Source organism: Inquilinus sp. KBS0705, assembly GCA_005938025.2.
GTDB lineage: Bacteria > Bacteroidota > Bacteroidia > Sphingobacteriales > Sphingobacteriaceae > Mucilaginibacter.
Genome location: VCCI02000005.1, coordinates 101,038 through 123,405, shown reverse-complemented (window position 1 = coordinate 123,405; position 22,368 = coordinate 101,038). Strand labels below are relative to the sequence as shown.

Below are 22,368 nucleotides of genomic sequence, written 5' to 3'. Positions count from 1 at the left end.
GATGATTGATCGTTAATAATTAATAGCCAGGGTTTTGAGTTAATACGCCAACCGCCAGGTCGATCTCGTTTTGCGGAATCGGCCAAACTTCGTTTTTGCCGGCTTTCCAGCCTTTAGGGCCAAATACTTGAGCAGCACGCCCCTGACGAATTACATCAAAGTAACGGTCAAACTCCATCGCCAGCTCTACCTGGCGTTCGTGCCATATTGCAGTACGCAAAGCAGATTGATCGGTAGTAGTTACTTTTGGCAGTATGGCATTATTGCCACCGCGTGCCCTTGCACGTACTTTTTCTAAAGAAGCCAGGGCTTGTGGTGCGTTACCCATTTCATTTGCAGCTTCAGCATTCATTAATAATACCTCGGCATAACGAATTACCCTTACATTTTGATCCTCGCCCTGGTTTTGTACAAAAGGCACATTAAAAGGCACATACGATTTTTGATTGTAACGGGGATTAGGGCCAATTAACGATATGGCATCACCCTCAGGTGTAGTTTCGCCCCTAAAAATAATGGTTGCATCTTTACGCGGGTCGCCGGGTTCAAAAGCATTTACTAAAGCATCGGTTGGTACGTTAAAGCCCCAGCCACCATTAGGCTCGCCGGCAACGCCTTGTATCTGTGAATACTGGCTGGTTGCTGCACCACCAGGAAGGCTTTGGCATTGTATCTCGAAAATTGATTCGGTGCTGTTTTCGTTAGCGATCCTAAATAGTTTTTCAAAATCAGGAAACAGGCTATAACCCATACCCATTACCTGATTGGTGTAGGTTAATACATCAGCCCATTTCTTTTGATACATAGCTACTTTAGCATGTAATGAAAGCGCAGCACCCTTTGTAGCACGGCCAATATCTGCCGAACTGTAACTTTGCGGTAATACTGCAGCTGCTTCTGTTAAATCCTTTTCAATAGCTGCGTATACCTGGGTTTTAGGTGTGCGTGGCAAATTGTACTCGGTAGCATCCTTAGCTATATGCAAGCGTAATACAACATCGCCAAATGCGCGCACTAACCTAAAGTAGTTGTAGGCGCGTACAAATTTAGCTTCGGCCAGATAACGGTTTTTTAAGTTTTCGTCCATTGTAATGTTAGGCACATTATCCAGCACCTGATTACAAAGGTTAATACTTTGATATTGCCCGTTCCAAAAATCCTGAAGCTGGCCATCGGTTGCGGTTACGGTAAAATTGTCGTACCCGTTCATAAAGCTGGCATCGCTTGGCGTACTGCCTTTCTCTGTTTCGTCAGATCCTAAGCTTTCAACAGCCATAGGCGCAAAAGCGGTTTCTTTCCATTCGCGTAAATTTCCGTATATCGAGTTTACGGCTTTAGTAGCATCGTCCTGAGTTTTAAAAAACTCTACGCTTGGCTGCTGCGCCTGTGGTGGTACATCCAGGAAGCTTTTTTTGCACCCCTGCATCAACACCAACACAGCACAAGTGCTAACAAAAAGTGTGTTTTTAATATTTTTATTAAACATGACCTTAATATTTTTAATTGTTAAAATGTAACGTTTACACCAAAATTGTAGGTAGCATACAGTGGGTAAACACCGTTATCAATTCCTGCGTTTGTTGGAGAACCGCCAACTTCGGGATTAAAGCCTTTATAGCTGAATGAGTTGAATGCATTTTGCGCGTTCGCAAATATTCTAAGCCTTTTCATGAATACTTTTGAAGCCACTGCCGATGGAAGCGTATAGCCCAACTGCAAATTGCGGATACGGAAATATGCGCCGCTTTCAACAAAGAATGAGTTGGGTTTGTAGTTGTTACCACCACCAACATTGGCCGATGGGTAGGTAGTTGAAGTACCTTCGCCATGCCAGCGGTTGTCATAAAAATCTTTTGTAAAGTTTTCTGAACCATAACGCAGACCTTTATTGGCATTGTAAACATCAACACCGGCTACACCTTGCAAATCAACAGTAAGGTCAAACTCTTTATAGTTAAAGTTGGTGCTAAAACCATACAGGTATTTAGGGTTTGGATTGCCTATTACAGTACGGTCTTTCGCATCAATAACCTTATCACCATTTAGATCCTTAAATCTAAAATCACCGGGTTTTGCATCAGTTTGGTTAGATGCAGCAATTTCTGCTGCATTTTGGAATACACCATCAACCACTAAACCGTAAAACTCGCCAATTGGCTGGCCTAATATAGTACGTGTACTTAACTGGCCACCGGTTGCGGCAGCGCCGCCACCATAAATTGGGTTAGCACCTGTAATGGTAGATAATACCTTGTTGTTGTTGATGCTGAAGTTACCGCTTAAATTATAAGAAAAATCAGATCCGATTTTACCGCGCCATGAAGCTGCAAATTCAAAACCGTGGTTTTCAAACGTTGCCTGGTTGCCAATAATAGTACCACCATCGGTACCTAACGAACCTAATACAGGTATGGCAAATATGGCTTGCTCCGTTTTCTTTTGGTAATAGTCAGCCTCGAAAGTTAACCTGTTGTTTAGAAACGCCATCTCTAAACCAATATCAGTACCAACACCGCGCTCCCAATAAGTAATAGGGGGTACAATTGCAGTAATGTTGGCGCCTGTTGCAGACTGGCCATTGTATACGGCTATAAAGCCAGCAGAGTTGTTAACGGTTAAGGTAGACAGGTTTGCCGGAACCGATGCGTTACCTATTTTACCCCAGCTGCCTCTTAGCTTTAAATTGTTAAAGATGGTTTGGTCTTTCATAAAATCTTCGTTGCTGATAACCCAGCCGGCACCTACCGATGGGAAATAGCCCCAGCGCTCGCTGCCTAAAAATTTTGATGAACCATCTGCACGGATAGATGCATTTAACAAGTACCTGTCGTTAAACGAATAGTTTACCCTGCTAAAAAAGGATTGGTATGTTGCAAGTGCGCCACCATCAGTTACCGAGCGTGGGTTGGTTGCATCATTTGAACCTAAAGCAAGATAAAGGTCGCCATTGCTGGTGTTTGGTACATTTTGAGCAGTAGCACTTATGTTGTACGATTTATAGCGTTGAGCTGATTGCCCTGCCAGTACAGTTAAGTGGTGCTTGCCAAATGTTTTATCAAATGTTAAAGTATTCTCCCATATCCAGTTTCTTACTTCGGCCCTTGAGACATTTAAATCGCTTATCTCATTAAATTGTATGGAGTTTGCTTTATAAACCGGGTTATAACCTAATACTTCCGCCTGGCCAAATTCGCCGCCAAAGCTGGTATGGAAAGTTAAATAGTTGGTAAATTTAACATCAGCAAACATATTACCGGTAAGGCGATAGTTATTTGATTTCTGGTTAAAGTAATCTATTTGTGCCTTCGGGTTATTAGTTGCATTACCAATAGGAAAATCACCCGGGTCGCCGTAGGTACCATCATTATAATATACCGGCACAATTGGCGCCGCGGTAAAGGCCTTATAAATTACCCCACCGGCGGCATCCTGCGATTTACTTCCTTGCAGTACTGCATTGTATCCTAATTTTAAAAATTTTGTTGCTTGTACATCCTGTTGTAAGTGGGCGGTTATACGGCTGTAATCATTGCCTTTAACAACTCCCTGCTGCTCTAAATATCCAGCAGAAAAGGTATAAGTTGATTTTTCGGTACTACCACTCACGGTTACATCATGCTTCATGGTAAAAGCATTGCGCAAAACAACGTTTAACCAATCTGTACCCTGGCCAAATTTAGCCGGATCAGCAAATGTTGGCGGGTCGCTTGGGAACTGTATTGCGTTTAGTTCGTTAATAAGCGTAGCGTATTCGGTACCGTTTGCCAGTTTTGGCTGGTTGGTAACTCGCTGCCAACCAGCATATGCGTTGTAGCTAATGCTTGGTGCACCTTTACCCTTTTTGGTGGTTACTAACACAACACCGTTAGCGGCCCTAACACCATAAATTGATTCGCTTGAAGCATCTTTAAGGATACTAATATTTTCTATATCGTTAGGGTTTAAAAAGCTGATATCGTCAAACCATACACCATCTACTACATATAATGGGTTGGCATTGCCATATACAGTCCCTAAACCACGAATGCGTATCTCTGGCGATGAGCCCGGCGAACCACTGTTGGTTATTTGCACACCGGCAACTTTTCCCTGTAACGAACTTACCGCATTGGTTGAAGCTTGTTTGGCAATATCATCACCTTTTACAACACCAACTGAACCGGTAACGTCCAGTTTGCGTTGTGTGCCGTAACCTACTACCACCACACCTTGTAATTCGTTGGTGCTTGGCTGTAGTTTAATATCAATATTAGTTTGCCCGTTTACCGGAACTGTTAAAGTGGTATACCCTAAATAGGATACCTGTAGCGTTGCGTTAGAGGCTACATTTAATGAATACGTGCCGTTAACATCTGTTTGGGTGCCTGTTGTTGTACCCTGAACACCTACGGTTACGCCTATAAGCGCCTGGCCGTTGGCAGCATCTGTTACTTTACCTTTAACGGTAACGTTTTGTGCAAATGCCGCACTGGTGAAAAAAGTAAACAATAGCAATAACCCTGAGATCGTGTAAATTCTCTTCATAGTGGTTAAATAATTTAAGTACTTGGAACTAATTGGTTTTTGTAGAGTCGAAATTGAGGAGATAATACAATTTTAACAAATAATGTAACTCTACATTAATACATCATGCCTTGAAACACTTTCTCAAAAATTAATACTCAATAATATAATTTACTGTGAAGCAATATGTTATGATTGGTTAGTGTGGACAATACATACTACATATTTAACATATTGATCAATTGTAAAAATAAGAGCTATGAGAGGTAATGATGTAGTATTAAAGCTCGATGAGAAACTCCACAAGATTTTTGTCATGCTCTAAATTAAGCTTTTTGCGCAACCTGTAGCGCCTTATCTCTACCCCGCGCAGCGAAATGTTTAATAATGAAGCCATCTCTTTACTACTCATATTCATACGCAGGTATGCGCAAAGCTTTAAATCGTTCGGTACCAGGTCAGGATGGCCGTGTTTTAATTTTTTGAAGAAGTTTTCATGCGCTTCATTAAAACTTGTTTCAAACACATTCCAATCCCGCTCATCGCTCATGCCTTCACTAATAACCTTATGTATTTTTTTGAGCTGTTCTTCTGACAGCTTTTTACCGGCGCTATCCTTAAAATTATCTATCTCATCACTTATTTTTTGCAGCAACTCATTCTTATAAACAATGTTCATGGCCGAATTTGCCAGCTCGCGGTTTTTGCTGGCCAGGTCGGCTTGCAACTGCTCATTTTTAATGGTTACTATATGTTGTTGGTTGGCAATAGCCTCTTGCCTTAAAAATTCTTCTTGTTCAATGCGGAGCTTTTCCTGTATCTCGTGCTGGTGGCGTTTTAGCTTGAGGTGATAATAATGCCTGATGATGTAATAAATGAAGAAGCCTATGATAAGATAGATGATCATGGCTATTTTACTTAAATACCATGGCGGCAGTACCTCAAAGCTAAAAATAGTTATAGCAGATACACTTTCATTATTAATTTTTGCCCTTACCTTAAACTGATAGGTGCCCTGGTTTAAATTAGTAAACTCCTTTTGGCTTTGTACAGACCATTCTGACCATTGCCTCGAATACCCCTCTAAATAATACTGATACTGTATTTTTGCCTGCCGGTAATAGGGCAGCGAATAGGCTATGCGTATATTGTTTTGATTATATGGTATGGCAATTTCGTTGCCGGCAATATTCATGTTGCTTATCACTGATGTTTTGTCGGTGATGTTCTCCACATTGCGTATCAGCACCGCAGGTAGTTGCATGCGGGGCTGGTGCATGGCGTCTTTATCGCTTAATATTACAAAGCCATCATCAACACTTATTAAATAAATGAGGTTGTTAATCAGGTTGATGTTTTCGTAATTCTGCACCATTTGACCGTTAAGCATGCTAAAGCGATTGGAGTCGATAGATAACTTTCCGGGTACCGATAGGTCGGCCAGCGCCACTCGGCCGTGATTAATAAACCAGTATTTTTTACCTATAGCCGCTATAACCTTATTTGAAGATGCAAACGTATGCAGCCGGTTATTTAATTGCTGGTATTTATAAAACCTGTCGGTAATATCGTCATAAACATAAAAGCCAGAATCGGAAGAGAAAACAATGCGGTTATCCAGGTTAAATACACCCACGTTATAGCTATCGGGCAGGCCCGATCTTTTGTCGTAGTATTTTTGAGATACCACGCGTTTATTATCTAAACTCAGTGTAACCTTGTATATGCCTTTATAGGCATGGCTTACCCATATCTGGCCCTTGCTATCCTGCTCAACATAACGCGATGGTTCGCTAAAGCCTTCTATTTTATGGTCGAATACCCAATTGCCTGATGCATTTTTACTGTATATGATAAGGCCGGTATAGGTGCCTTGTATTAGCTGATTGGCATTAAATTTTTTTATGGTCCACCCGCCGCTAAGGGATGTTATTTTGGTGATGCTGCTGCCATTTACCTGAAAAGTGCCATCGTTATGCCCGCAAAGCAGTTTGCCGTCCTGTAAGGATAGATCCCATACCTGGCCCTGCGAGCCCGGGATGAGCTGAAAATCGAACGATTGAAACAAACGCTGGGTGCCCGTTCCTATCCATTCGCTGTAATATAGCCCCTGGTTGGTGCCCAGGTAAATTTTATTGTTAAAAATAATGCTGGAGTATACGGTACCAAAGCGGCCTGTTTTGTCAAAGTAAAAGTATAGGGGCGAATTCACTTCTATGCGGTCTATACCATTATCAAGTCCGGCCCATAGGTTTTGCTCGTTATCAATAAAAAGGCTTAATACCGTGTTGTTTTGTAAGCCGCTTGATTTGTTGATATGTTGTATTACATTACCCGTGGTATCAATAATTATGATACCGTTTAAAATAGACCCATAGGCAAAATACTTGCCGGGTATTACTACACCATTATTAAGCTGATAAGTTTTTAAAAAGTTATTGGCCTGATTTTGCCAGACCTTAAAGGTTGTGCCATCGTAAATAAACAAGCCGTTTTTGGCTGTTCCAATTACATAGCGGCCTTTGCCAAATGGCAATACCGAAAGTACCCGGCTGCCCAATATATTACTACCCTCTATGTAACTTAGCTTATCGCCCTTTAATTCAAACAGCCCGGCATCAACCTGCTCAACAAAATAGCGGTTGCCGGTTTTAAATAAAAACAGGAATGGTTTGGGTGCTTTTACCACACTTACACGGCCCTTTGCGTAAATGTATATCAAGCCAAACGATTGGAATATCACCCTGTCTTTTTCGATATATATTTTCCAGGTTTCCTCTTTAACGGGTTGGTATTGTTTGGGTAAAAGATGAGTGAGCGAGTTATACTTTAAGAAGCCTTTGCTGTTGTTTTGCCAGTAGCCAAATTCGCCAAAGCCACCCGAGTATATTTTGCCTTTGCCATCGGCAGCTACTGAGCGGACGATAAGCCCGTTTGGCATGCGGTTAAGCTGCCAGTATTTACCATCGAAAGAGAGCAGGCCCTCATCGTTGCCAAAATACATAATGCCATGCTCGTCGCGCGTTACCGACCAGTTTTGATTGCCCGACTGATACTGCGCCTTAGTGTAGTTTTGCACATAAGGCACACCAATGCTTTTAATATCGGCACTATAGGCGCATATATTCAGTAGTATAAAAAATGCAAACAGGAGATGTTTACGCATAGGTTAATTAACACGAACTGCACGAATTTAAGCGAATTACCCGAATATTCGCGCCATAGCTACGCTAATTCGCCAAATCTGAATCTATTGATGAAAGTTGGTGCTTTTTTACATTAACCGGTTGCGGTACTTTTACATAGTATCCGGTGCCATCATAAATACGCTTGCGTGGGTGCGCTTGGCAGGCATCGCTACAGCAGCCATCCATTTTTGTGCCGCACTCATCGCATTGGGTAAAATGCTCGTTGCACTCGGGGTTGGCGCAATTGATCATCTTTGGGGTAACCGTGCCGCAATTACGGCAGGTTGATATCACTACCGGGTTTACGCTGTTCACATCTACCGAAAGGCGGTTGTCAAACACATAACATTTACCCTCAAAATCCTCACCGCCGGTTTCTTTACCATATTTAATAATGCCGCCATGCAACTGGTATACATCGCTAAAGCCTTCGTGCAGTAACAGGGCCGATGCTTTTTCGCACTTGATGCCACCGGTGCAGTAGGTTAATATCTTTTTATCCTTGTATTGTGCCAGTTCGTTGATCATCGCGGGGAAATCGCGGAAGTTCTCGATATCAAGCGTTACGGCGTTTTTAAATTTTCCCAGCGAGTGTTCGTAGTTCGATCGTACATCCAATATCACCACATCATCACGGTCTTTCATAGCTAAAAACTCTTTTGGAGCCAGGTGCTTACCTGTTTTTAGCTGTGGGTTAATAATGTTTGGATCGCGCAGGCCCGAGTGTACAATTTCGGATTTGTAGCGGCAGTGCATTTTAACAAATGATGGCTCTGCAACCTCATCCACTTTAAAGTCGATACCGGCAAAGCGTTCATCGGCATGCAGGGTTTCCATATAGGTTTTGCAAGCTTCGGCAGTACCCGATACGGTGCCATTTAAGCCTTCGTCGGCCACAATAATGCGCCCGGTTAAGCCTAATGATTTACAAAATTTTAAATGATCGGCAGCAAATTGCTCACCATCGACTATTGTTGCGTAACAATAGTAAAGGAGTGTATTGTATTTTATCATAACATCATTGATACTGCTGTAAACAGTGTTAAATGAGGTGCAAATATAAGGATTTGAGGTTAAAGGTAAAAGGATAAAGGTTTGAACCTGTTTCAAAGGCTCAATTAGTCTTAAAGATAAGCACAACGCCTTTCGCCTTTAACCTCTCTATCTTATCCCGTAAAATATCCTTATGCCCTGGATGTATTTTTTGTTGCCGGCATATGATATACCATAATCAACCCTGAATATAAGGCGTTGCAGCCCTACATAAAACTCGCGGTAGTTGGAGTTGCCTTTGGTAGTTAGGAAGTTGGCACCAATTATTTCTTCCAGCTTTAGCTTACGCATAAACGGTACTTTGCCAAGCAGCGAACCGGCGAAATTATGCTGATAATGCGCCTCGAAAAATGCGCCATTGGTACTGTAGGTATAAAAAGGTAAAAAATGGAAACTGCCGATATAAGTAGGGTCGAAGGTGGTACCCTGGTTACCTAAGTAGTGGTAGTAATCCATAAAATACAGGGTTTTGTTGTTAAAGTAATCGCCACCGGTTAGTTTAAATGACGAAAAGCCCGATAACCCTATGCGGATATTATACTGAGAAATATCGGCCGAAGCGAAATCGTAATCTACGTCAGATCCCAGCACCTTGCTTATGCCTTTGCGATAGTTAAGCGTAAGCGTAGGATATTTTGATGGCAAATTAAATTTACCGGTAGGGCGGGTAATATACTTTTGATCGAACGTAAAGGCCACCGACGTGTTAAAGGTTAATGCCTGGTTGGTAGGGAACAAAATAGAGCGGTCATCTGCCGGGGTTCCCGGCGGCGCTAATGGGTTGTTAGATGTGTACTCCCTATCCTTCGAATTAAAAATGTGCCCATAAGCGGTGTTATATAACTGGCTGCGGCTGGCATAGGTTAAGCCGGCTGTCCATAAAATGCCATTGGCCAGTTCGCGCTGGAAGCCAACGCCACCGTATTGCGAGCGGTAATACTTAACATAATTGTTTTCGCTTAGCAGGGTACTTAGCGTATTAAAATATAACGACCGTGTGCCCACGTTATTTAGGTCGAGCACATCGCTGCCAAAACTTAACCAAAGCTTACTGTTATGAAAAGGATCATACTTGTATTCGGTAAGCATATTGGCGCTAAAAAGCTTGTTGCTAAAGCCATAGCGCAGGGCGGGGGTAACGCTTAACGAATGCAGATCATCTATAGTGCGGGTATAGCGCACCTTTGCATTTATACCAAAGCCTTCAACTGTGTTGTAATAAAACGTCTGTAAAAAGGGATAAACATAAAGCGAGTCGCGGTTGCTGCGGTTGCTGGCGTAATAGCCAAAAATTAAATAACCCGGGTAATTAATACCGTTTTTGGTATGCTGTAGGGCATCCAGGTATTCATCAGTTTTTTTATAGGCGGCAATGCTGTCTTTTTTCTCATAGTCGCGGCTCTCCAGCCGGGTTAAAGGCACAGGGCGGTTATCTTCCCAGTAGCTTTTTGATTTTAAAGTGGCAGCTGTATCTACTTTTAACAGTTCGCCGGTAAAAAAGCCATCGGCAAAGGGCGGGTTAATTTTATAGTTATTAAAAATACCTTCGTAGTAACCCCCAAACTTAAAGCCCAATACCGAACCAACAAAGTTAAACTGCACCGATACCGGCATCCAAACACTATCAGTTATAGGCACATATTGCTGCTTTATTTGCAGCGTATCTACAAAGTTTAGCGATGTGGTTTTGCTGCTTAAATAAAGGTCAATACTATAAATGCGCCAGTCGCTCTCTACAATATATACGTTGCCCCTAAAAAACTGGCCGTACTGCCTGCGCGGAATAACCTCTATCTTATCAATAGTAAGCCCGTTTTGCACGCTGCTGCCAATTAGTTTATATCTGTAGTAAAAGAACGCGTTACTCGCAAACGGCGATACAAAGCCGCGGCTGCTCAGGCCATCAATAGTGATTACGTTTTTGTAAACATTCAATTGCAGATCTGATGCTTTGGTATAGCTAAAAGCCGTGTTGGTACCTGTTGTTTTTGAGGCAATGGTTATCTCTTTAATTTTGCCCGGCCCGCCATAATTAAAATTAGCCAACAATTCCGACTGATAAAGTATGCCGCGGCCGTTCGAGTCGAGGTCGAGCGCTTTGGTTACTGCTTTACTGGTTAACGATTTAGGTGAGCTTAAAAGCGTTTGCACGCCTTTTACGTATGCCGCACAGGATAGCCCTTTAAACTCCTGTATGCGTGCCTTGTTATTATTTATTACCCTGCGTATAATGGTATCGCCGGGGTCGCGGTTTATTTTCCATTGGTTAGATACCTGGCTAAAACGAAATACCTCGTCCTGTAACTGTACATTGTGCACATCATCATGGTCGGTAATGGTGATGGTTTCGCTTTGTTCCTGCTGGCCGGGGTGCCTGTAAATTACAGTATAGGTGCCGGGGTTTAGCTTTAAACGATAGCGGCCATCCTGGTTGGCCGTAGTGCCATAGGAAGAGTTGCGTATATATACTGATGTGAAGGATATATCCTCGTTTTTTGAGCCCGTAATTTGGCCCGATAGTGTATACTGCTGCTGTGCATATGCGCTATAAGTAGTTATAAATAACACTAATAGTAGGTATCTCTTCATAAGTTTCTACATAATACCGTTTTAGCTTAAAATGTTTCGTTAAAACCATTAATATATTAAAAGTTACATATAAACCAATCAATTGCGGGTTTATGCTTAATTTTGTACCCTTAAATTCATCTAATATGTATAAAACACTGCAGCCGGTTTTACAGCAGGAACTGGCAGATATTGAAACTGCCGGATTATATAAAAAAGAACGTATCATCACCTCGCCACAGGGCGCGGATATTACCGTACAGGGCGGGCAGGAAGTAATAAACTTTTGTGCCAATAACTATTTAGGCTTATCGGCCCATCCAAAAGTTATCGCGGCAGCAAAAGCTACTATGGATACCCATGGTTACGGCCTTTCGTCGGTGCGTTTTATATGCGGCACGCAGGATATACATAAACAATTAGAACAAAAGATATCGGAGTTTTTAGGCACCGAAGACACCATACTTTACGCCGCTGCATTTGATGCCAACGGTGGCGTGTTTGAGCCCCTTTTTAACGAGCAGGATGCCATTATATCTGACGAGCTGAACCATGCGTCTATTATTGATGGCGTGCGCCTGTGCAAGGCCCAGCGCCAGCGCTACAAGCATGATAACATGGCCGACCTGGAAGAAAAACTGAAAGCTACTCAGGAGTTACGCCACCGTATAATAGTTACCGATGGTGCGTTTAGCATGGATGGCACCATTGCCCAACTGGATAAGATTTGCGCCTTAGCCGAGCAGTACAACGCTTTGGTAATGATTGACGAGAGCCATTGCAGCGGCTTTATGGGTAAAACCGGCCGTGGCACGCACGAGCACCACAACGTAATGGGTAAAATAGATATCATTACCGGTACTTTGGGTAAAGCATTGGGTGGCGCATCGGGCGGGTTTACATCGGGGCGTAAAGAGATCATTGATATGCTGCGCCAGCGCTCAAGGCCATATTTGTTTAGCAACACATTAGCCCCGGCCATTACAGGCGCATCAATTGCGGTATTGGATATGCTGAGCGAAACCACCGACCTGCGCGATAAACTGGAAAGCAATACCCAGTATTTTCGCCAAAAAATGACTGAGGCGGGCTTTGATATAAAACCGGGCGTGCACCCTATAGTACCGGTAATGTTGTATGATGCCAAGCTGGCCCAGGAGTTTGCCGCAAAAATGCTGGAGGAAGGCATTTATGTAATAGGCTTTTATTACCCGGTTGTGCCGCAAGGCAAGGCGCGCATACGTGTTCAAATATCTGCCGCGCACGATACCGCGCATTTGAATAAAGCCATTGCAGCGTTTACCAAGGTGGGTAAAGAACTTGCCGTGATTAAATAAATGTTACGTATAAGTTTTTTATATTTGTACGTATAAAAAGATTGATATGGCAACAACAAAATTAACATTGAGCGCAGACGAGCAAACCGTTGAATTGGCGAAACGGATAGCTTTGGAAGACAATATCAGTGTTTCTAAGCTTTTCAAGCAACTTTTAAATGATTTCTCAAGGAAAAGAAAGAAGGATGATCCTTTAATGGAGCGATACAAAACAATGGAGTTCTCTGAAGATATTAAAGCACTTAGAGGAATATTGAAAGGTAAGGTTCCGGATGATGTGGATTACAAAGACTTGAAATGGGAATATTTGAAAGAACGACATGGGCTATAAGCACTTATTTATAGATAGTGACATCATATTAGATATGTTGGTAACACGTAAGCCATTTTCTATGTATGCAGAGATGTTGCTTGAAGAAAAAAAGTTGAGTGGGATTACATTAAGTACATCAACACTTATAATTGCCAATATTAATTATATCCTCACCAAAGCAATAGGAAAACCGGAAGCAAAAGAAAGTGTCAAGCGAATTACAAATCTGTTAGAGATATTTTCTTTTGAAAAAGATGCTATTGAAAGTGCTTTAAGCGGGGCTTTTACAGATTTTGAAGATGCTATTGAAAATCATATTGCTCTTAAGCATAAGTGTGACGTTATCATCACCCGTAATATTAAAGACTACAAACAAGCTACCATACCGGTATTAACTGCCGAACAATTTTTAAGAACAATATTATAATGCAAGCTAAAATAGACCAATATACCGCCGAGATAAAAGCATTTGCCGCTACAAAGGCAGATGAACTGGAGGCGTTCCGGATAAAGTTTTTGGGTACCAAGGGAATTATAAAAGACCTTTTTGAAGAATTTAAAACCGTTGGCCCCGAAGAGAAACGCACCTTTGGTAAAGTGCTTAACCAGTTTAAGCAACTGGCCGAAGCTAAGTACAACGAGCTAAAGGAAGCAACCGACTCGGGACTTAAGACGCAAGACTTAGACCTTGACCTAACCTTACCTGGCGACGGTTTTGAGGTAGGCTCGCGCCATCCTTTATCGCTGGTACGCATAGAGATAATTGATATATTTAAGCGTTTGGGCTTCGTAGTGGCCGAAGGCCCCGAGATTGAAGACGACTGGCATAACTTTTCAGCACTTAACTTCCCGCAGGAACACCCGGCGCGCGACATGCAGGACACCTTCTTTATCCGTAAAGGCGATGGTACAGATGATATTGCCCTGCGTACACACACCTCATCGGTGCAGGTACGCATGATGGAGAACGGTAAACCACCATTCCGCGCTATTATGCCCGGTCGCGTGTACCGTAACGAGGCGATATCTGCCCGTGCGCATTGCTTTTTTCACCAGGTAGAGGGTTTATATGTAGATGAGAATGTATCCTTCTCCGACCTTAAACAAACCTTGTATCATTTTGTGCAGGAACTATACGGCGAGGGTACAAAAGTGCGTTTCCGCCCATCATACTTTCCGTTCACCGAGCCGTCGGCCGAAATGGATATATCGTGTACCATATGTAAAGGCTCGGGCTGTAACATGTGTAAATACAGCGGCTGGGTTGAGATATTGGGCTGCGGCATGGTTGACCCTAACGTATTAGAGAATTGCGGTATAGATAGTAAAAAGTATACCGGCTTTGCCTTTGGTATGGGTATAGAGCGTATTACAAACTTAAAATATGTGATACGCGACCTGCGTTTATTCTCTGAGAACGATGTTCGTTTCTTAAAACAATTCCAATCAGATATTATATGAGGCAGGCGCTGGCACTAATTATCATCGGTATGGTATTTTTATCATGCGGTAAAGCGGGTGATGTGGTGCCCAGTGTTCCGGTTAATTTCCGTATTCCCAAAACCGACCCACGCATGGCCGCGCTTAACAGCGCAGGTGGGGCAGTGCTTATATCTGGCTATGGCGTTGCAGGTTTAATTATTTACCGGCAGGCCAGCGGTGCCTACTCGGCTTACGACCGTTGCAGCAGCTACCAGCCTGCCAAACAATGCGCCGTAACCCTTGATGATACCGGTTTTACCGTAACCGACCCATGCAGCGGCTCTAAGTTTTCGCTTACAGATGGTACCCCCGTTAAGGCCCCGGCTACCAAATCGCTCAGATCGTATGCTGTTAATGTATCGCAATTTGAGATAAATGTGTATAATTGATAAATGGAAGCCGATAAAATTAAAGATAGTATTAAGCGGGCAGCGCAGGAACTGTTCCGTAAATTCGGTTACCATAAAACAAGCGTAAACGAAATAGCCAAAAAGGCCAAAATAGCCAAGGCTACTATTTACAAGTATTTTGATAGCAAAGAGGCCGTTTTGCACGTGTTGCTGATGGATTATATAAAGGTGAGTGTAGATGACTTGGTACACGCCAATACCGCCGATATGGACGAAGAGGCGCACCTGAACAGCCTGATCATGAAAACCTGCCGCCTGTCGTACACGGTGTGTAACGAGTTTATCGGTTGGGATTTTATCCGTGAAAGTACCAACTCGCAGGATTTTTTAAAAAGCCTTTCAAACGAACTGGAAGAACTGCTCATCCAATCGTTTACCCAAATGCCGGGCATACGCAAGCACGATACCTACCAGCAACGCCTGCGGTTTTTAATTAAATGCAGCAAAAGCATCGTATTCAGTTTCGCGTTCACCTCGGTAAGCGATGCCGACGTGCGCAAAAACTTTGTATCCTTCCAAAAAGAAATATTGCCTTATTTGGTGAAGGCGGCGGTGACTATTTAGATATGCAGGTTATTAAAAATACACCAAGCTTGCAGGCTTGTCTAATTCGGCATAAGTAAAAACATCATATATTATTCTTGATAACAATATTTTAATAGCAATAGCATCTTTAAAATGCTTCATGTCATATTTATAAATCAATTTATTGCCTGTTGGGTTTAATATAAATTCTAAACCTTTAAATTTATTTATAGGGCCTTCATCCTCGTCATCATCTTCAAAAAAATATTCGACGTTTAATACGCTTTTTACGTCGATTGAAATACTTAACACATCTAATTGTGTTAATTCAAATGTGAAACCAAGATTGTCCTTAACATTTAAATAAAGAATAAATCCGTTGTGATGTCCGGCCCGGATATTAAATATTGCATCGTCTAGTTTTTGATCGTCATACTGAGGTAGGTTGTCCAATTCATCAAGTTTTTTTAATTGCTCTGTAATTTCAGCAATTTGTCTCTCAAAATACATATCTACCGATGAGTCAAAATCTTCATTCCATTTCTTATAAAACTCTAATTGCCTTTCAAGGTCAGTCTTTTTATTATAGAACGGATCTTTTAACTGCTTTAGATTTTGTAGTTGTATATTTAATTTGGTTAAAGCCTTGGCATGGATGTGCGCGTGCAGGTACTCCAACTCGGCAATATTATTTTTTATATATTGTTCAATAAAAAACTTTTCTTCCTCTAACAATTCAATAAGCTTGTCAATATCCGATTGCATAGCATAAAGTTAGGTTAACATCCCTATAATTAAATATAAATATGCAAGCGAACAAAAATATTATTTGCATCCTATCTTTTTAATAGCTTACTTTGAATAACAAAGTACTTTTAAGTGAAAGAAAAAGAAATACAGGACGAGCTGACCTCCATACGCAGTTTGATGGAGCGCTCCTCAAAATTTATCTCGCTCAGCGGTCTTTCGGGTGTGCTGGCAGGTGTATTCGCGCTTATTGGCGCGGCATTAGCCTACAACATTATTTATGGCAGCGGTGGCTTTTTCACCTATCGTGTATATGTGAGCCATGATGTTGGCCAGTTTCCTGATAATGCCCTTAAGCTGGTACTAATAGCATTGGTGGTATTAATAGCCTCGTTAACTGCAGGTGTATTGTTAACCATGCGTAAGGCAAAACAAAAAAGCCAGAATGTTTGGGGCGCTACAAGCAGGCAGTTATTGTTTAACATGGCTGTGCCGCTTATAAGCGGCGGGTTGTTAATTATTATTCTGATCATTCGCGGGTATTATGGTATAGCATCGCCGGCTTCGCTTATATTTTATGGGCTGGCGCTTATTGGCGCAAGCAATTTCACTTTTAAGGATGTTAGATATTTAGGCATTTGCGAAATTGTTTTAGGTTTGCTGGCCGCTTGCCTGCCGGGCTACGGCCTGTTGTTTTGGGCCATAGGCTTTGGTGTGCTGCACATTGTTTATGGTAGTATAATGTATATAAAATACGATAGGTGAAAATTCCCTTTGAAAAACTTGATAAAGCCTTTGAAAACCGCCTGCGCCTGCAAATTATGAGTGTGCTGGTAGTAAACGAGCGCTATGATTTTAACTCGCTGAAGGAGCTGCTGGACGTTACCGACGGTAACCTGGCATCGCACTTAAAGGGCTTAGAGAAAGAAGAGTATATTATGGTGCATAAAACGTTTTTGGGCCGCAAGCCCAATACCAACTATGAGGCTACCGCTCGTGGCAAACAGGCGTTTAAGCAACACCTTGATGCGCTGGAGCAATTGATAAAACAGCAAAAAAATATATGATGCTTTTTTTTGCCCATTAACTTTGAAACACAAAGTACTTTTAAATAAAATGATACAACAACAAGAACAACCCAAAGGGTTTATGGACTGGCTCAAGGAGTCGGTTACTGTTAAATTGGTTTTTATAGGCGCGCTTATTATTGTACTGCTTATACCATCGGCATTAATAAGCGACTTGATTAAAGAACGGGCCGGACGCCAAACCGAAATGATGGACGAGATTGCCGGTAACTGGGCGGGCAGCCAGCTGATAAAAGGCCCCGCGCTGATTATACCCTACAAAAAAAACATACAGGTAAACGATGCCAATGGCAAGCAAACCACACAGCAGGTTACCGAAAATTTGTACCTGCTACCCGAGAGTTTGAACATAAAGGCCAGCCTTAGCACCGATGTTTTGCACCGGGGAATATTTGATGCCGTGGTTTACAATTCGGTAGTACGTGTAACAGGCAATTTTAGCAAGGCCGATCTGGCATCGCTGTCAATTTTGCCGGAGCAACTGATGCTGAACAAAGCTAAAATAGCTTTCAGCATATCCGACTTAAAGGGACTAAAAAACAACCCCCTTATAAAAGCAGCCGGGCAGCAATTAAAGGCCGAGCCGGCACTAAATAGCCAGGCCCTGTTTGCTAACGGCCTGGAAGCTGCTATAGACCTATCGGCAGTGCCGGATAACGCCTTTAGCTTCGATTATACGCTGGATATGAAAGGCAGCGACGAACTGCACTTTTTACCATTAGGCAAAACCACCGATGTAGAGGTAAGCGGTAACTGGGCGTCGCCAAGTTTTGATGGTCATTACCTGCCCAACACCCGTACGGTAAATAAGGATGGCTTTTTGGGTAAATGGCGCACCTTGTATTTTAATAGACCCTACCCGCAACAATGGGTGGTAGATAACACACTTTTTAACGATGCAAAAAAAGAAGCCGAAACCGTGTTTGGCGTAAAGCTGCGCATGCCGGTAGATCAGTACCAAAAAACCACGCGCACCAGCAAATACGCCATCCTCATCATACTGCTCACCTTTGTATCACTGTTCCTTACCGAGATTATCCGCAAAAAGCCGGTACATGTATTTAATTATGTATTAATAGGTGCCGCCATGATAGTGTACTACACGCTGCTACTTTCATTTTCAGAGCAGGTTGGCTATAACATTGCCTACCTTATCGCCTCTGTTGCAACGGTAGGGCTGGTAACGCTGTTTATCGCGTCGTTGTTAAAAAACAAGGGCGCGGCAGGCATCTTCGCACTTATTTTAAGCATTATTTACGCTTTTATCTTCGTTATTATCCAGTTAGAGGATCTGGCTTTATTAATGGGCAGTGTCGCTTTGTTTGTCATTATCGCCTTACTAATGTATTTCTCCCGCAAGATTGATTGGGATAAGCGATAAGTAATTATTTCCCGGTAGGCTATACCTGCCGGGAAATAATTTTAATCTATTTTCAAAATACCGTTTTGGTTTTCGGTATAAATTTATTATGTTTGCATAGTAAATTTTATTGCCATGAGTCGCGAACTGCTTGAATTTTCGGACCTTATTGATGAGCATTTTAACATGGAAGACGTTGAGCCCGAAAATTTCTGGCAGCAATTGATCAACATGTTTATCTGAACAGGACTTAGCCCGGTGCTCTTTTATACCTTTATCCGTTGTTGAGCTTAACGGTAGGGGGAGTATATGTCTTGATTCTTGCTTCCTTATTCCTGCTTCTTTCTTTACCTTTGCAGCCAGATGAGTAGATCTGTAAAAAAGAGTAAGTTCTTTGAGAACGTTACCGTTATTGATATTGCCGAAGAAGGCAAAGGGGTTGGCAAGGCCGAAGATTTTGTGATATTTATTGAAAAGGCCGTACCCGGCGATATTGCCGACGTTGAGGTTTACCGCAGCAAAAAAAGCTTTGGCGAAGGAAAAATAACCCGTCTTATTCAACCATCAGAACACCGCACCCAGGCATTTTGCGAACATTTTGGCACCTGCGGCGGCTGCAAATGGCAACACATGACCTACCCCGCGCAGCTACAGTTTAAACAAAAGGCCGTGCACGATGCGCTAACCCGCATTGCCAAAATAGAAGTGGCCCATATGGACCCTATTGTGCCATCGCCTGCCGACCGCTACTACCGTAACAAACTGGAATATACCTTTAGCAACAAACGCTGGCTGTACGACGGCGAAAACCGCGAAGACGAAACCCTGGATATGAATGCCCTTGGTTTCCACATCCCCGGCCGGTTTGATAAGATATTGAACATTAACCACTGCTACCTGCAGGCCGAGCCTTCAAACGATGTGCGTAACAGCATCAATGCTTTTGCCAAACAAAACGGCATCAGCTATTACGATGTGCGGCAGCATACCGGTGCCTTGCGTAACCTTATTATCCGTACCTCGTCTACCGGCGAAATAATGGTGATCGTAGTTTTTGCGCACGCGGATGAAGAAACAGTGAGTAATCTGATGGCCTATGTAGATGCCGCTTTCCCGCAGATAACGTCGCTGCTATACATTCTAAACACCAAACTTAACGATACCATTTTTGACCAGGAGGTATTCAGCTACCACGGCCCCGAGTTTATTCACGAAGAAATGCCCGCCGCCAATGGCAAGGTGGTGCGTTTTAGGGTCGGCCCAAAATCGTTTTACCAAACCAACTCTATACAGGCCCTGCGCCTGTACGAAATTACCCGCGACTTTGCCGATTTTAAAGGCGACGAGTTGGTTTACGATTTATATACCGGCGCCGGTACCATTGCAAACTTTATTGCCGGCCATGTAAGGCAGGTGGTAGGGGTGGAGTATGTGCCATCGGCTATTGAGGATGCTAAGGTAAACTCGCAGATTAACGATATTACTAACACCAAATTTTTTGCCGGCGATATGAAAGATGTGCTGGTAGCCGAATTTGTGGCCGAGCATGGCAAGCCCGATGTGATCATTACCGACCCGCCCAGGGCAGGTATGCACGCCGATGTGGTTGCCCGCCTGATGGAAATTGAGGCCGATAAAATCGTATATGTAAGCTGCAACGCCGCTACACAGGCCCGCGACCTGCTGGTGCTTAAAGAAAAATATGACACGGTGAAAATACAGCCGGTAGATATGTTTCCGCATACACAACATGTAGAGAATGTGGTACTGCTTAAATTGCGTTAGGCAATAATAAATTACTTATATATTATTTAAGGCGCTGTATAGCGCCTTTTTGCTGGCCTTAATTGTACATAAGTATTTGTTAATAAACACACATCATTGCTTTTAAAGCACAATAAATAATATTATTCATAAATCTTTTTAATAAATTTATGCCGTTATTACATCCCTACTTAGCCGCAATTAATTAAACTGATATATTATGATATCAAAATTACCTTTTTTTAATTTTTCTATAAAAAAGGTATTGGCTCAGGAGCCGGACAATCTGCACCGCGCACGTATTAAAATTGTATATACCACCTTATTATTATGGCTGTTAAAATTAGCCTTAATAGTTCCAGTAAACTTTCGTTCCCTGCAAGACCATCAGCTATGGCGCGCTTCTTTTGTTTTTGTATTGTACATAGGGCTTACCAAATTACTGCTTTACAGGCCGCAGCGCATAAATATTATTTCGCATACTATTATACTTACAGGTGTGGTAACCGTGTGGACGAACCTCATGGTCTTTTCGCAAAGCCTAAACCTGGTAACCATCCAACTTGCATTTATGGTGGTATTTGTGGGGTATTACCTTATAGATAGCCGCTTTGCTATTTTTTACAGCGCGCTGGCCATAGCACCGATATTGATATACCTGTTTTTTACGCATAAACCTATATTGCATCTGAACATGACGCCTGCCGACCTCCCGTCGCCGTCGTTTCAGATAGTGGTTACCATGAATTTTATTACCATGGTGCTTATCAATTACCTGTTTTATAGGGCTTTTAGGGATAGCGTGGCCGAAAAAGAGGCGCTAAACAAACAACTGGAAGCTACCATTGCCGAAACCAAGGCGCTGGCCGATTCCCGCTCGGTGTTTCTATCTACCATGTCGCACGAGCTGCGCACGCCTTTAAACGCGGTGATTGGAATGACCAACCTGATAAAAGATACCGCCACCCCCGAACAAACCGAGAACCTGGATATATTGGAGTTTTCGGCAATGGGGCTGCTAACGCTGGTGAACGATATATTGGATTACAACAAAAGCGAGAACGATAAAATTGTACTGGAAGCCATAGCCGTTAACCTGCCCGAACTGCTGCATAAGGTATGTTACGGCCTGCAGCAAAAGGCTGCCGAAAAAGGCTTTGGCCTGGTGCTGCAGGTAGATGATAAACTGAAAGACCAACTGGTAGTTACCGACCCTACCCGCTTAACACAAATAATATACAACCTGGCCGGTAACGCCATTAAATTTACCGAACGCGGAGAAGTATTGGTAAAAGCCATGGCCGGCGCAACCGATGAGGAAAGTATGACGGTCCATTTTTCGATATCAGATACAGGTATAGGCATCCCCGAGGACAGGCAAACCATCATCTTCGACCCATTTGTGCAGGCATCGGCAGATACTACAAGGCATTACGGTGGTACAGGGCTTGGCCTTGCCATTGTTAAACGCCTGATAGCCCTTTTTGATAGCGAAATTGTATTAAACAGCCGGCATGGCGAAGGTTCGGTATTTGCCTTTGCCATAAAATTGCCGCTGTATAAAGGCGGCACTAACCCTATTGCCCTGCAATCGGCACTTAAAAACAGCCTGGAGGGCTTAAGGATATTGATTGCCGAAGATAACTCGGTAAACGCCTTGTTACTGGTTAAAATATTAACCCGCTGGAATATTAATGCCGATATCGCTGTTAACGGGCAGGAGGCTGTAAACGCTGTTATAGCAGGCACCTACGATGTAGTACTGATGGACCTGCACATGCCTGTAATGGATGGCTACCAGGCTACTGCCAGCATAAGGGCGCTTGATAATATTGTAAAGGCAAACATCCCTATTATTGCGTTAACCGCCTCGGTATCGCACAACATACACGATAAGATCAAAGAAGCCGGTATGTACGATTATATGTCTAAACCATTCCAACCGGCAGCCCTGTACCAAAAGTTAGAGCGCTTAAACATTGCAAAAGAGGGAAGAACGCTGGCTTAATTAAGATCAGCTGAAAGCTGAC

17 protein-coding genes are annotated in these 22,368 nt (G+C 42.8%); 11 read left to right on the top strand and 6 right to left on the bottom strand.

The annotated features are described in order from the left end of the window. Nucleotides 1–19: 19 nt before the first annotated feature. From FFF34_018720 to FFF34_018700, 5 genes are all read right to left on the bottom strand, one after another. On the bottom strand, nucleotides 20–1,486 hold the full coding sequence (locus FFF34_018720; protein ID TSD62987.1) for a RagB/SusD family nutrient uptake outer membrane protein: 1,467 nt from the start codon (nucleotides 1,484–1,486) through the stop codon (nucleotides 20–22). 20 nt (nucleotides 1,487–1,506) lie between these two features. Then, nucleotides 1,507–4,524, bottom strand: a complete 3,018-nt coding sequence (locus FFF34_018715; GenBank protein ID TSD62986.1) for a TonB-dependent receptor — start codon at nucleotides 4,522–4,524, stop codon at nucleotides 1,507–1,509. Nucleotides 4,525–4,783: 259 nt separating this feature from the next. Continuing rightward, complete coding sequence (locus FFF34_018710) at nucleotides 4,784–7,669, bottom strand: transcriptional regulator (protein TSD62985.1); 2,886 nt, start codon at nucleotides 7,667–7,669, stop codon at nucleotides 4,784–4,786. 64 nt (nucleotides 7,670–7,733) lie between these two features. After that, nucleotides 7,734–8,705, bottom strand: a complete 972-nt coding sequence (locus FFF34_018705; GenBank protein TSD62984.1) for a rhodanese-related sulfurtransferase — start codon at nucleotides 8,703–8,705, stop codon at nucleotides 7,734–7,736. Nucleotides 8,706–8,852: 147 nt separating this feature from the next. Beyond that, nucleotides 8,853–11,333 (bottom strand): carboxypeptidase-like regulatory domain-containing protein, encoded by a 2,481-nt coding sequence (locus tag FFF34_018700; protein ID TSD62983.1) that lies wholly within the window; start codon nucleotides 11,331–11,333, stop codon nucleotides 8,853–8,855. Between the two features lie 125 nt (nucleotides 11,334–11,458). Here FFF34_018700 and kbl point away from each other — a divergent pair, with 125 nt between their 5' ends. The 6 genes from kbl to FFF34_018670 are packed head-to-tail and all read left to right on the top strand — an operon-like array spanning nucleotide 11,459 to nucleotide 15,418. Then, the gene (kbl, locus tag FFF34_018695) at nucleotides 11,459–12,649 is read left to right on the top strand and encodes a glycine C-acetyltransferase (protein TSD62982.1); all 1,191 of its coding nucleotides are present in this window, start codon (nucleotides 11,459–11,461) and stop codon (nucleotides 12,647–12,649) included. Nucleotides 12,650–12,695: 46 nt separating this feature from the next. Beyond that, nucleotides 12,696–12,980 (top strand): hypothetical protein, encoded by a 285-nt coding sequence (locus tag FFF34_018690; protein TSD62981.1) that lies wholly within the window; start codon nucleotides 12,696–12,698, stop codon nucleotides 12,978–12,980. Next, complete coding sequence (locus FFF34_018685; GenBank protein TSD62980.1) at nucleotides 12,970–13,389, top strand: PIN domain-containing protein; 420 nt, start codon at nucleotides 12,970–12,972, stop codon at nucleotides 13,387–13,389. The genes FFF34_018690 and FFF34_018685 overlap by 11 nt, the downstream gene beginning before the upstream one ends. Next, nucleotides 13,386–14,423 (top strand): phenylalanine--tRNA ligase subunit alpha, encoded by a 1,038-nt coding sequence (gene pheS, locus FFF34_018680; protein TSD62979.1) that lies wholly within the window; start codon nucleotides 13,386–13,388, stop codon nucleotides 14,421–14,423. Before FFF34_018685 ends, pheS begins: the two co-directional genes overlap by 4 nt. Further along, nucleotides 14,420–14,833, top strand: a complete 414-nt coding sequence (locus FFF34_018675; GenBank protein ID TSD62978.1) for a hypothetical protein — start codon at nucleotides 14,420–14,422, stop codon at nucleotides 14,831–14,833. The genes pheS and FFF34_018675 overlap by 4 nt, the downstream gene beginning before the upstream one ends. Before the next feature lie 3 nt (nucleotides 14,834–14,836). Then, nucleotides 14,837–15,418, top strand: a complete 582-nt coding sequence (locus tag FFF34_018670; GenBank protein ID TSD62977.1) for a TetR/AcrR family transcriptional regulator — start codon at nucleotides 14,837–14,839, stop codon at nucleotides 15,416–15,418. A 12-nt stretch (nucleotides 15,419–15,430) separates the two neighbouring features. Here FFF34_018670 and FFF34_018665 read toward each other — a convergent pair whose 3' ends face one another. Next, nucleotides 15,431–16,144, bottom strand: coding sequence for a hypothetical protein (locus FFF34_018665; protein TSD62976.1), 714 nt, complete (start codon nucleotides 16,142–16,144; stop codon nucleotides 15,431–15,433). A gap of 114 nt (nucleotides 16,145–16,258) precedes the next feature. On the opposite strand from FFF34_018665, the gene FFF34_018660 reads away from it, so the two are divergent. The 5 genes from FFF34_018660 (at nucleotide 16,259) to FFF34_018640 (ending at nucleotide 22,346) form a co-directional block, all read left to right on the top strand. Beyond that, nucleotides 16,259–16,891: a hypothetical protein gene (locus tag FFF34_018660; GenBank protein TSD62975.1), complete on the top strand. Its 633-nt coding sequence runs from the start codon at nucleotides 16,259–16,261 to the stop codon at nucleotides 16,889–16,891. Beyond that, on the top strand, nucleotides 16,888–17,193 hold the full coding sequence (locus FFF34_018655; protein TSD62974.1) for a transcriptional regulator: 306 nt from the start codon (nucleotides 16,888–16,890) through the stop codon (nucleotides 17,191–17,193). Before FFF34_018660 ends, FFF34_018655 begins: the two co-directional genes overlap by 4 nt. A gap of 49 nt (nucleotides 17,194–17,242) precedes the next feature. Continuing rightward, nucleotides 17,243–18,595 carry a cell envelope integrity protein CreD gene (gene creD, locus FFF34_018650; GenBank protein ID TSD62973.1) on the top strand — a complete coding sequence of 451 codons (1,353 nt, stop codon included), beginning with the start codon at nucleotides 17,243–17,245 and terminating at the stop codon, nucleotides 18,593–18,595. A 342-nt stretch (nucleotides 18,596–18,937) separates the two neighbouring features. Continuing rightward, nucleotides 18,938–20,359 (top strand): 23S rRNA (uracil(1939)-C(5))-methyltransferase RlmD, encoded by a 1,422-nt coding sequence (gene rlmD, locus FFF34_018645; protein ID TSD62972.1) that lies wholly within the window; start codon nucleotides 18,938–18,940, stop codon nucleotides 20,357–20,359. Between the two features lie 199 nt (nucleotides 20,360–20,558). Further along, nucleotides 20,559–22,346 (top strand): response regulator, encoded by a 1,788-nt coding sequence (locus FFF34_018640; GenBank protein ID TSD62971.1) that lies wholly within the window; start codon nucleotides 20,559–20,561, stop codon nucleotides 22,344–22,346. Nucleotides 22,347–22,368 lie beyond the last annotated feature (22 nt).